This is a genomic window from Mesorhizobium sp. M0830 (assembly GCF_040319965.1).
In the GTDB taxonomy this organism is placed as follows: domain Bacteria; phylum Pseudomonadota; class Alphaproteobacteria; order Rhizobiales; family Rhizobiaceae; genus Mesorhizobium.
The window spans coordinates 54311-66342 of sequence record NZ_JAMYOR010000021.1; the positions used below are offsets into that span (position 1 = coordinate 54311).

General features: G+C 63.2%; 11 protein-coding genes. 10 read left to right on the top strand and 1 reads right to left on the bottom strand.

From position 1 onward, the window contains the following. The first annotated feature begins 12 nt into the window (after nt 1–12). From NKI20_RS15070 to NKI20_RS15080, 3 genes are read left to right on the top strand one after another with little or no spacing between them, the layout of a single operon-like run. Complete coding sequence (locus tag NKI20_RS15070; RefSeq protein WP_352831678.1) at nt 13–849, top strand: ABC transporter ATP-binding protein; 837 nt, start codon at nt 13–15, stop codon at nt 847–849. 12 nt (nt 850–861) lie between these two features. Next, on the top strand, nt 862–1761 hold the full coding sequence (locus NKI20_RS15075) for an ABC transporter permease (RefSeq protein WP_352831616.1): 900 nt from the start codon (nt 862–864) through the stop codon (nt 1759–1761). 35 nt (nt 1762–1796) lie between these two features. Continuing rightward, a complete protein-coding gene (locus NKI20_RS15080) occupies nt 1797–2816 on the top strand; it encodes an aliphatic sulfonate ABC transporter substrate-binding protein (protein WP_352831618.1) in 1020 nt (339 codons plus the stop codon). A gap of 58 nt (nt 2817–2874) precedes the next feature. Here the strand turns inward: NKI20_RS15080 and NKI20_RS15085 are convergent, their stop codons facing one another. Beyond that, on the bottom strand, nt 2875–3903 hold the full coding sequence (locus NKI20_RS15085; RefSeq protein WP_352831619.1) for a LacI family DNA-binding transcriptional regulator: 1029 nt from the start codon (nt 3901–3903) through the stop codon (nt 2875–2877). Between the two features lie 336 nt (nt 3904–4239). On the opposite strand from NKI20_RS15085, the gene NKI20_RS15090 reads away from it, so the two are divergent. From NKI20_RS15090 to NKI20_RS15120, 7 genes are all read left to right on the top strand, one after another. Beyond that, nucleotides 4240–5853, top strand: a complete 1614-nt coding sequence (locus NKI20_RS15090) for an extracellular solute-binding protein (RefSeq protein ID WP_352831621.1) — start codon at nt 4240–4242, stop codon at nt 5851–5853. Nucleotides 5854–5934: 81 nt separating this feature from the next. Then, nucleotides 5935–6795 carry a carbohydrate ABC transporter permease gene (locus tag NKI20_RS15095; protein ID WP_352831623.1) on the top strand — a complete coding sequence of 287 codons (861 nt, stop codon included), beginning with the start codon at nt 5935–5937 and terminating at the stop codon, nt 6793–6795. After that, complete coding sequence (locus tag NKI20_RS15100; RefSeq protein WP_023760989.1) at nt 6792–7751, top strand: carbohydrate ABC transporter permease; 960 nt, start codon at nt 6792–6794, stop codon at nt 7749–7751. The genes NKI20_RS15095 and NKI20_RS15100 overlap by 4 nt, the downstream gene beginning before the upstream one ends. Further along, nucleotides 7748–8839, top strand: coding sequence for an ABC transporter ATP-binding protein (locus NKI20_RS15105; protein WP_352831625.1), 1092 nt, complete (start codon nt 7748–7750; stop codon nt 8837–8839). The genes NKI20_RS15100 and NKI20_RS15105 overlap by 4 nt, the downstream gene beginning before the upstream one ends. Nucleotide 8840: 1 nt before the next feature. Then, the gene (locus NKI20_RS15110) at nt 8841–9902 is read left to right on the top strand and encodes an ABC transporter ATP-binding protein (protein ID WP_352831626.1); all 1062 of its coding nucleotides are present in this window, start codon (nt 8841–8843) and stop codon (nt 9900–9902) included. A 35-nt stretch (nt 9903–9937) separates the two neighbouring features. Beyond that, on the top strand, nt 9938–11035 hold the full coding sequence (locus NKI20_RS15115; protein WP_352831628.1) for a Gfo/Idh/MocA family protein: 1098 nt from the start codon (nt 9938–9940) through the stop codon (nt 11033–11035). 26 nt (nt 11036–11061) lie between these two features. Then, nucleotides 11062–11976 carry a sugar phosphate isomerase/epimerase family protein gene (locus NKI20_RS15120; protein ID WP_352831630.1) on the top strand — a complete coding sequence of 305 codons (915 nt, stop codon included), beginning with the start codon at nt 11062–11064 and terminating at the stop codon, nt 11974–11976. Nucleotides 11977–12032 lie beyond the last annotated feature (56 nt).

Here is a 12032-nt window from a genome sequence, read left to right on the forward strand (position 1 = left end):
GACCGCCCAAACATGGACCGCATCGTCGTCAGCGACATCAGCAAGACCTTCCAGCTCAAGCCGGGGCAGTTCGTCACCGTCGACGGCGAGGCGACGGACCGCGTCACCGTGCTCGATGGCGTCGATCTTTCCATCCGCAAGGGCGAGTTCATCACGCTGGTCGGACCCAGCGGCTCGGGCAAGTCCGTGCTGCTCGACATCATCGGGGGGCTGACGCAGGCGACCGGTGGCGACGTCCAGCTCGACGGCCGGCGGATCACCAGGCCCGATCCCAAGACCGGCTATGTCTTCCAGCAATATGCGTTGTTTCCCTGGCGCACGGCGCTGGCCAACATCGAATATGCACTGGAAGTGCGCGGCGTCGCCAAGGCGGAACGCACCGCTACTGCCCACCATCTGTTGGCGCTGTTCGGCCTTGCCGGCTTCGAAGACCGTTTCCCCAACCAGCTGTCGGGCGGCATGCAGCAGCGTGTGGCGATCGCGCGTGCGCTGGCCAGCAATCCGGAAGTGCTGCTGATGGACGAGCCGTTCGCGGCGCTCGACCAGCAGACGCGCGAGCTGCTGCAAGGCGAACTCTTGCGGATCTGGGGCAAGATCAAGACGACGGTGATCTTCGTCACGCACTCGATCGACGAGGCAATCTTCCTTGCCGACCGCGTCGTAGTGATGACGGCGCGGCCGGGCACAGTGAAAGAGATCATCGACATCGACCTGCCACGGCCGCGCGATGGCGACATCCGCGCCAGCGCTGAATTCAACACCTATCGCGCCCGCGTCTGGGATGTGCTGCGCGACGAGGTCAACAAGGCGCAGAAGGACTGGACCCTGTCGCCAGCCTTCAGTCACTGAGGAGCTGGACCCATGGCTTATCTGACCGAAAAGTTTGGCACCGCTGGAGCGCTTGATCTGTTTGCCGGAGCTGGCGAAACGGTAGCCGCCGCCAGAGTCCCCGCTATCAAGGCTCACAGCGCCAAAGTCCGGCGCAAGAAAGCGAGCCACGGCACCTTTGTCTACGGCCTGCCGCTGCTCGGCCTGTTCTTCCTGCTGTGGGAGATCGCGCCACGGCTCGGCTGGCTGAACCGCATCTTCTTTCCGCCGCTGAGCGAGGTGCTGGTCGCCTGGTGGGCCCTGCTCGCCTCGGGCGTGCTGGTCGAGCACATCGGCATCAGCCTGCAGCGCGCGGCGATCGGTTTCGCTCTCGGCGTGGTTGTCGCCATTCCGCTCGGCCTGTTGATGGGGCGCTATTCGCTGTTCGAGAAGGTCAGCGATCTCCTGGTGCAGACGCTGCGCAACACCTCGCAATTCGCGCTGCTGCCGGTGTTCATTCTTTTGCTCGGCATAGGCGAGGAATCGAAGGTCGCGATCACCTTCTATTCCTCGGTTTTCTTTCTCCTCGTCAACACGATCAGCGGCGTCAAGTCGGTCGATCCGCTGCTGATCAAGGCGGCGCGTTCGATGGGCACGTCCGATTTTGATCTGTTCCGGAAGGTCATCCTGCCGGCCAGCATACCCTCGATCGTCGCCGGCGCGCGGCTGGCGGTGAAATCCTCGCTGTTCGCCGTCATCGGCGCCGAGATGCTGGCGGCCAAATCCGGCCTCGGTTTCCTCATCCAGAACTCACAGCTGATGATGGAAACGGCCGACATGTACGCCGGCATCCTGACGCTCACCGTCATCGGGCTGACCGTCAACTACCTGCTCGTCTGGTTCGAACGTTGGGCGACCGCCTGGAAGAGCCAGTCCGAGACTTCGCTCATTTAAGCCCCTCATTCATCCAAATCAGGAAGGAATTTTCCATGTCCAGCATCTCGTTCGACGGATTTCGCCGGCTGCTCCTGAAGGGCGCCATTGCCGTCGTCATCGGCCTTGGCGGCATGCCCGCCTTTGCGCAGGACAAGCCAGATGTCATCCGCATCGGCAGCACGGCGCCCGGACACCTCAAATTCATTCTCGCCCAGCGGGACGGCTGGTGGGAGAAGGAATTCGGCAAGGACGGCATCAAGGTCGAGCTGGTGACCTTCAATGGCGGTTCAGAGGCGACGACGGCGCTGGCCACCGGCGCGATCGAGTTCACCTACACCGGCAACAATCCGGCGCTGCGCGTCGCGGCGTCCGGTGCCGACGTCAAGCTGATCGGCGTGTCGAGCTACGTGAAGGCAGGCGGCTCCTACATCATCGTCAAAGCCGACTCGCCGCTGAAGACGCTGCAGGATCTCAAGGGCAAGAAGGTCGCCTATCTCACCGGCACGGTGCGGCATTCGAATTTCAGCAAGGCGCTGAACAGTGTCGGCCTGAGCACGAATGATGTCGAAGGGTTGAACCTGCCTTTCGAGGCGTCCGGTCCGGCGCTGCTGCGCGGCGACATCGACGCCATCGTCGAGACGGATTCGACGGCGGCCAAGCTGGTCGACACCGGCGAGGCGCGCGTGCTGTTCGACACCGGCACGCATCCGGAATGGAGCGTGCCGAACGTCATCTCGGTCAACGGCGCCTTCGCGGCAAAGTACCCGGATCTGGTCAAGCGGCTGCTCAAGGTCGATATCCAGATTTCGCGCTGGGCCGACGCGCACCCCGACGCGACGATCAAGACCTTTGTCGATGCGACCAAGTCATCGGAAAAATCCGTGCGCAAGACCTATGCCGACGGCGTGTTCCACCAGGACCCGAAACTCACCGACGATGCGATCACCGCTTTGCAGGGCGAGGAAAAATTCATGGCGAGCGCCGGGTTGCTGAAGGGCTCGATCGACTACGGCAAGTGGGTCGACAAGAGCTTTGTCGATGGTGCGGCCGCGGAAGTCGCTGCCGTCCAGTAGACCGGAAAGACCGAGCGGGGCGGGCGCCTTTGGCGCGCCGCGTCGCTCGTTCGGTCCGTCAGATCTCCGGGATGTTCTCCTTGAAGATCACCTGCAGCCTCGGCTGATGCAGCTCGTAGGGCAGCCCCCTGACAGCATGGGTCAGGGTGTTGAGCGCTTCGCGGGCCTCGACGCGCGGATTCTGGTCGATGACGGCGTCGAGCGTTCCGTCGAGCAGAAGGTCCTTGGTGCCGTCCGTCACCTCATGGCCGAGGAAGACCATGGACCGGGCGCGGCCGCGCTCCTTGAGCGCGCGGGCGATGCCGGTGTTGCCAGCGCCGACATTGTAGATCGCGGCAAGGTCGGGATGCCGCTCCAGCAGGGCAGATGCCTCCGAATAGGCCTTTTCGCGGTCGTCGAGCATTTCGCGCATTTCGACGATCTGCAGATTGGGCGATTCCTCAGTCAGGATGTGGCGGAACCCCATCTCGCGTTCCTCATGGCCGCGATAGGACAGCGAGCCGGCGAACAGCGCCACCTTGCCCGGCCGTCCCGGTCCCATGAAACGGCTGAGCAGATAGCCGGCGAGCCGCCCGGCGGCGCGATTGTCGATGCCGATATACGCGACCCTGGGCACATGCAGGATGTCGGAGGCGATGGTCACCACCTTGATGTCGTTGGCCGAAAGCGAGCGGATCGCCTCGCGCACCGTCGGGTGGTCGAGCGCAATGACGCCAACGCCTTGCGTCTGTCCGCGTAAGTCCTGCAGCAGGCGGGCGAGGCCGTCCGGGTTGAACCCTTCGATGGTGGCGATGTGCACATCGAGGTCGGGCCGTAACTGCGCCTGCGCCTCGATCTGGCGGTGCAGCATCTTGATGAAGGAATTGGTGCCGGCGGGCAGCGCGAAATCGAGCCGGATGACATCGCCTTGCGAGTGCCGCGGCGGCGCCCCGTTCGGGCTTTCGGCGATATAGCCGAGGCGCTGCGCCATCTCGAGCACGATTTCTCGCGTGCGCGCCCGCACGCCGGGGCGGTTGTTGAGCACTCGGTCGACCGTGGCGGCCGAGACACCGGCTTCCCGGGCTATGTCAGTCAGGGTGGACCGCACCGTCGTTCATCTCCTGCATGCGTCAGGTCGGCTGGCGACGGCTTTCGCGCCGTCCGCGATTCTGATGGGAAATGATGTATCCGCCCTTAGCCGATGCGCAAGCCGCCGCGCTAAATCAACTCGTCCGGCAAGGCTGCGCAGAGCCGGGAGCAGGCGGTTCCCCTCAAATCGAGGCATCAAAAGAGACCTGTAGATCCCGGCTTTGCGCATTTCCTCGCCCTATTTGCAATGTTGTGATGTGTTTTGATTATTTATGATGTTGACAGGCTTCCTGTGCTGCCGTCAATATCCCTCATAGGGTCGTGGAGGAAACGTGGCCCTAAGGGAGGAGTTTCAATGTCCAATTTGATCCGCATCTCGCGGCGTCGCTTGCTGGCGTCCGGAGGAAAGGCGGCCGTGATCGTGGCCGCCACCGGCATTGCGCCGCAATTCATTCGTCCCGGCCGAGCCTATGCGGCCGACGCGCTGGCGCCGGGCATGATCGGCGGCCCGACGGGCTTCGATGGGGCCGAGCGCTATCAGTATGGCGCCGAAACGCCGGAAGGCCGCGCGATCGAGGCGGCCAAGGCGCTAAAGGGGGCCGGCAAGGCGCCGGCCAAGATCGTGCTTGGCCTGTCCGACGGCTCGATCGGCCAACTCACGCAGCCATTCCCGGCCGGCGCGCCCTCGATCAAGGACCTGTGGGAAAAGGAGACCGGCATTCCGATCGAAATCGTCGGTCTGCCGAACGGCCAGGAATTCACCAAGACGATGCAGGACATCTCCACCAAGGGTGGGGCCTACGACATCTATTCGACTGAATGGAACCGCCTCGGCGACCTCGCCGAAACCGGCGGCATCGCAAAGCTCGACGACTTCGTCGCGCAGCACAAGCCCGAGTGGGACGATCCCACGAACGGTTATGTCAACGGCGCCAAGGGCGTGTCGCTGCTCAACAAATACCGCGGCTCGAACTATGGCGTGTCGCTGGACGGCGACTTCCAGACCTGGGTCTACCGCGCCGACCTGTTCGGCGACGAAGCCGAGAAGAAGGCGTTCAAGGACAAATACGGCTACGATCTGGCCCCGCCGAAAACCTGGAAGCAGCATGGCGATATCGCCGCCTTCTTCCAGCGCCCGGACAAGGGCCTGTTCGGCTCGACCGATCTGCGCAACCAGGGCTGGGGTTACACCAATTGGTATCAGCGCTATGTCTCGATGGCCTCGCCCAACCAGTTCCTGTTTGGCGACGACGGCAAGCCGATGATCAATTCGGAACAAGGCATTGCGGCGACCAACGAATATGTCGCTTCGCTCGCGCATCATTCGCCGGATGCGATCTCCTGGGGTTGGCCCGAGCAATACGGCAACTTCGCCAAGGGCGGCGCGGCGATGACCTGCGCCTTCTCCAACCTGCCGAAATTCCTCGACAATGCCGGCAACAAGGATTCGGCTGTCACCGGCAAGATCGGCTCGATGCTGCCGCCCGGGCGCGAGATAGACGGCAAGCTGATCAGCCGTTCCGTGCTCTGGTTCTCGCTTACCGGCATGGTCTCGGCGCAGTCGAAAAACCAGGAGGCCGCCTACCTCCTGCTGCAGTGGCTGGGTTCCGCCCGAATCTACGCATGGATGAGCGCCAACCCCGGTGGTTACCTGGACCCGTTCCGGCTATCCGATTTCTCCGATCCGCTGGTGCGCCAGACCTATCATGCCTACCACATGGACGTGGTGCGCGAGACGGTGGCTCGCACCGTGCCGACCATCAACTATCCGGGCGCGACAGCCTTCCACAATGCGCTCGACGAGAACCTGATGGCGGCGCTGACCAAGGCCAAGACATCGGAGCAGGCGATGGCCGATACCGAGGCCGAGTGGAAGAAGATCGCCCGGCGCACCGGCGAGGACAAACTGCTCGAAGCCATCAAGACCAACAAGGAGGCCTGGCCGACTGTTCTCGATCCGATCGTCTGATCCGTCTCCCTTGATCACACCGAAGGAGGGGAGGAGGTTGCTTCTCCCCTCCGCCCACAACGCCACCAGCAAAGCCGCCAGATGAAGCGTTCCATTCCTTTCCTGATGTTCCGCTACGCCGCGATCTTCGCAGCCATGGCGGTGACGCTGGTGCCAATCCTGTGGATGGTATCGATGGCGTTCAAGCCGATCGCGGAATGGTCGGCGACCGGCGCCGACCTGACATGGTGGCCGAAGAACCCGACGCTCAGCAATTTCCGTTTCGTTTTCGGCGAATCGACCAACAATCTGATTGTCGCGCTCGACCACACGGCGCTGAAGCCGATCGTCTCATCGTTGCTGTCGGCGGTTTTCGGCACGGTGATCGCCATGTCGGCGGGCACTGCCGCGGCTTACGGCCTGTCGCGTTTCGGCTCCGGCCAGAACCTGCCGCTGGCCTTGATCCAGCTGCGGCTGTTTCCGCCGATGGCGGTCATGATCCCGGTGATGATCATGTGGGCCTTCCTCAACTTCACCGACAGCTGGTGGGGGTTGGCGCTGATCTACGGCATCGTCACCTTGCCCTTCGCCTTCTGGCTGATGAAGACTTTCTTCGACGACATGCCGCGCGAGATCGAGGAGGCGGCCCTTGTCGAAGGCTGTTCGCGGCTGCGCGTCTTCACCCGCATCACGCTGCCGATGATGCGCGCGCCGCTGGCGAGTGCCGCGCTCTTCGTCTTCATCCTCAACTGGTCGGACTATCTGATCGCGCTGCTTCTGACGACGCGCGAATGGGTGACCATCCCGGTCTACATGGCTTCGTTGTCGTCCTCGATGACCGGGCAGCTCTATGGCGCCAAGGCAGCGCTCGGCCTGATCGCTGCCGTGCCGCCGGTCATCATGGGCATCGCCATCCAGCGCCATCTGGTGCGCGGGCTGACATTCGGGGCGCTCAAACAATGAGCGCGGTGACTGCCATGATCTTGAAGGACGAAATGAAGACCGTCGGAGCAAGGCCGGTTTCGCACGACGAGGGCGCAAGGTTGGGTTTCCGCCTGACGCTGCCGGCGCAGATCCTGGTGCTGTTCATCTCGGCCTTCCCGCTGTTGATGCAACTGTACATCAGCGTGACCGACTGGTCGCCGTTGTCGGGCCTTGGCTGGTGGAATGCCTGGTCGCTGTGGAACAGCTTTGCCAACTACACTGACCTTGCCGCCGATGCGCGCTTCTGGAGCGCGTTGAAGCGCACGGCCATCGTCATGATCGTCTGCGTGCCGGCGGAGTTCCTGCTCGGGCTGGCGCTGGCGACGCTGTTTGCCGACGACTTTCCGGGCAAGCGCATCTTCTACTCGGTCCTGCTGATGCCGATGATGGTGGTGCCGGCGGTGGCCGGCTACATGTTCTTCATGCTGTTCCAGTCGGGCGGCCCGGTGAACGACATATTGTCGGCGCTCACCGGTTCTCCCGTCACCATCGCCTGGCTGTCGGACCCGACGCTGGCGCTGATGGCCGTCATGGTCGCCGACATCTGGCAGTGGACGCCGCTGATGTTCCTCATCCTGCTCGCCGGCCTGATCGGCGTGCCGGAGGATCAGATCAAGGCGGCGACGCTGCTCGGTGCCAATCCGTGGCAGCGCTTCGTCACCATCGTGCTGCCTAAGATGAAGACGATCATCATCATCGCACTGGCGATCAGGGTGATCGAGAACTTCAAGATTTTCGACACGCTCTACATCATGACTGGCGGTGGCCCCGGCGTCGCCACCGAGACCATCTCCGTCTACATTTACAAGCTCACCACCCAGGACCTGATCTGGGGCTATGTGGCGGCGATAGCACTCGCCATATTGATCGTGCTCTCGATCGTCGCGGTGTTCGCCATGAAGCGCATGGTGCGGGCACGCGAGGTGCCGGCATGAGCGCCATTCACCTGCAAAACCTGGTCAAGAAATTCGGCGACTTTACCGCGCTGAAGACGATGGACCTGGCAATATCAGACGGCGAGTTCATGGCGCTGCTCGGGCCGTCGGGCTGCGGCAAGTCGACGACGATGAATATGATCGCCGGCATGGAGGAACCGACCGGCGGCAAGATCCTGTTCGGCGAGCGCGACATGGCCGGCGTGCCGATGGGGCGGCGCGGCGTCGGCTTCGTGTTCCAGAATTACGCCATCTTCACCCATATGACGGTGCGCCAGAACCTCGCCTACGGGCCGAAGATGCACGGCACAGCGAAAGCCGAGATCGACCGCCGTGTTGGTGCGATCGCCGAGATGCTGCAACTGACGCCGCTGCTCGACCGCAAGGCCGACCGGCTGTCGGTAAACATCTTGCAACGGGTGGCGATCGGCCGTTCGGCGATCATGGAGCCGGCGATCTTCCTGCTCGACGAGCCGCTGTCCAATGTCGATGCTGCTTTCCGGGCGGTCATGCGCACCGAGCTGAAGCAGTTGCAGCGCCAGTTCCGCCAGACCATGGTCTACGTCACCCACGACCAGCTCGAGGCGATGACCATGGCCGACCGCATCGCGGTCATGGATCATGGCGTGCTGCAGCAGGTCGGCACGCCGCTCGAGGTCTACAACGATCCGGCCAATGTCTTCGTCGCCCGCTTCATCGGCGCGCCGGGCATGAACCTGCTCAAGGGAAGGCCGGCGGAGAGCGACCGCGGGCTGGTCGTCGATCTCGGACCGTTGGGCATCACCCCGCCGCTGCCGAGTGATCTCGCGGCGGCTATGCGCGGCGCGCGCGGCGAGGTGCTTTACGGATTCCGACCGGAACAGGCGACGCTGGTGGAGAATGGTCAGGGTCTCGCCATCCAGGTCACCTTCGTCGAGCGGATCGGGGCACGCACCATCGTTCACCTCGGGCAGGGCGAGGCTGCCGTAAAGACAGTGTTCGACAATGATGTCGGCCTGGCGATCGGCGACACCGCGATCGTCGCACCTACCGCGTCGTCGGTGCGTGTCTTCGACGCCGCCAGCGGCCTTGCGATCAAGGCAGGTTGAGATGGCCGATATCGTCTTTCGCAATGTGACCAAGCGCTACGGCGGCACACTCGCTGTCGACGACGCCTCGTTCACGGTCAACGACAACGAGTTTTTCTGCTTCTTCGGTCCACCGCTGTCGGGCAAGTCGACCATCCTGCGTCTGGTGCTCGGGCTGGAGACGCCAGACTCGGGAGAAATCCTGATCGGCGGCAAACCGGTCAACACTGTGTCGCCGGCCGAGCGAAACGTGGCGATGGTGTTCCAAAACCTGGCGCTGTTCCCGCATATGAGTGCGCTCGACAATGTCCGCTTCCCCCTGGTCGAACGCCGGGTCGCCGAGGTCGACATCAAAAGGCGGGTCGCCGACGTCGCGGCGAAGCTGCATATCGGCCATATCTTGCACAAGCCGCCGGGACAGCTTTCGGGCGGCGAACGGCAACGCGTCGCGATTGCGCGTGCGCTGGTGCGCGATCCCAACGCCTATCTGATGGACGATCCGATCTCGGCGCTCGACGCCAGGCTGCGCGAAGAGACGCGCGTCGAGCTGAAGCGCATCCAGCGCGAGCTCGGCAAGACGCTGATCTATGTCACGCACGACCAGGAAGAGGCGATGTCGGTCGCCGACCGCATCGCAATGCTGGAGGACGGCAGGATCAGGCAGATCGGTGCACCGGCCGAACTCTATGACCATCCGGCCAGCACCTATGTGGCGCGGCTGCTTGGCTCGCCGATGATGAACATCTTGAAATCGGCGCGCGGCGAGGGCGGTGTCGAAGCGGCTGAAGGCACGATCCGCATTGCCGACAAGACTGCTCCAGCCGATGCCGTCGAGATTGGGCTCAGGCCGGAAGATATCAAGGTTACAGCGTGGGCGGATGGGGGCTCGGGCCGCCCGGCGCGGGTGTTCGAGGTCGAGCCGCTTGGCGGCTACACCGTGGTGACGCTCGCTGCCGGGCAGGCGCGGCTGAAGGCATTGCTGCGCGGCCAGCCCGACATCCGGCCGGACGCGATGGTGGCGATATCCTGCGAGCCGGCCCGGGTGCATTATTTCGGACAGAGCGGGGGAGCGCTGGCACGATGACGGCGGCAGCCTGGAAAGAGTCTCGGGAGGATCAGATGGCACACAAGGGCTTCGAGCCGGACGTGAAGGTCCGCACCAAGGAATACCGGATCGGCTGCGTCGGCGCCGGCATGATCATGGCCGAGTGCCATCTCGCTGCCTACAAGGAAGCTGGTTTCCCCGTGATGGCGATCGCCTCGCGCACCCGGGCCAGTGCCGAGAAGGTGGCGACCCGCTGGGGCATCGGGACGGTGCACGATACACCGGAGCAGCTGATCGAGGATACGAGTGTCGAGATCATCGACCTTGCCTTTCCGCCCGACCAGCAGCCGGCGCTGATCCGGCACGCGCTGAAGCAGAAGCACATCAAGGCGATCCTGGCGCAGAAGCCATTGGCGTTGTCGGTTGACGAAGCGGTCAAGCTGCGCGACGAGGCGGCCAAGGCCGGCAAGATCCTCTCGGTCAACCAGAACATGCGCTACGACCAGTCGATGCGCGTCTTGAAGCAGATCATCGACAGCGGTGCGCTGGGCGACATCGTCTTCGCGCAGATCGACATGCACGCCATCCCGCATTGGCAGAGCTTCCTGGAGGACTACGACCGGCTGACGCTCGCCAATATGAGCGTGCACCATCTCGATGTGCTGCGCTTCCTGTTCGGCGACCCGGACGAAATCACCACGCTGACGCGCAAGGATCCGCGCACGAAATTCGACCATTCCGACGGCATCACCGTGTCGACGCTGCGCTTCCCTTCCGGCGTGCTCGCCGTGTCGCTGGAGGATGTCTGGTCCGGTCCGCGCCAGGATGGCTACAAGGACGACCAGCATATCAACTGGCGCGTCGACGGCACCAATGGCGTCGCCAAGGGCACCATCGGCTGGCCGACGGGAGCGGCCTCGACGCTGACCTACGCCTCGACCGAGACCACAGGCGGCGAGTGGGTCACCCCAAGCTGGGACACGATGTGGTTCCCGCATGCCTTTATCGGCGTGATGGAGCAGCTCCAGCACGCGGTGAAGACCGGCACGCCGCCGGCGCTGTCGGTCGCCGACAACGTCAAGACCATGGCGCTGGTCGAGGCGGGCTACCGCTCGATCGACGAGGGTCGCACGGTCAGGCTTTCCGAAATCTCGATAACTTCAATCAACTGAATCGCTTACAGGGAGGAATTCACACCATGATGCAGGCTGGTATTTTCACGGGCTATTTCCCGTACGGTCTCGAAGAGACGGCGAAGAAGATCCGCGGGCTCGGTTTCAACACGGTGCAGCTCGACCTTCATTTCAAGGATGTCGACCTGTCGGCCGGGCAGATCACCAGGGACAAGGCCAAGACGGTGCGCGACGTCTTCCGCGACCACAATCTGCCGGTCTGCTGCGTGTCGGGCTACACCAACATCATCCATCCCGACAAGGCCGAGCGCGACAGGCGCGTCGGCTACCTCAAGGAGATCATCCGCAATGCCCGCCATTTCGGCAGCCCCTACGTGATCTCGGAAACCGGCACCTACAACACCGAATCCGACTGGGTGCATCACCCCAAGAACAAGACCGAGGAAGGCTTCGAGGAATGCCGCAAGGTGGTCGCTGATCTTGCCCAGACAGCCTATGACCATGGCGCGGTCTTCCTGCTCGAGACCTATGTCAACAATGTCGTCGGCTCGGTCGAGGAGACGGTGAAGATGTTCGCGCAGGTCGACCATCCCGGCCTCGGCCTTCTGATGGATCCGACCAATTATTTCGAGACGCACAACATCGACAGGATGGACCAGATCCTGAACCAGGTGTTCGACACGCTGACCGACAAAATCAAGATTGCGCACGCCAAGGACGTCAAGCGTTCGGGCGGCGACAAGTCCGAAAAGCACGCCGATATCGGCGACGAGGACGCGCTGGAGAGCCACACGTTCCGTGGCGTCGGTGAGATCGAGTTGCCGGCACCCGGCCTCGGCTCGCTGAACTACGACCTCTACCTCCAGCGGCTGGCGCAAAAGCATCCGAACATCCCGGTCATCATCGAGCACCTCTCGGAAGACGACGTGCCGCGCGCCAAGAAATTCCTCGACGGGAAGTTCCGCGCCAACGGTCTGTGAGAGGTGGTTAGCGCAGCCGATTGAGGGGACGACAGTGCAGTGAATGAAGCGGCCGT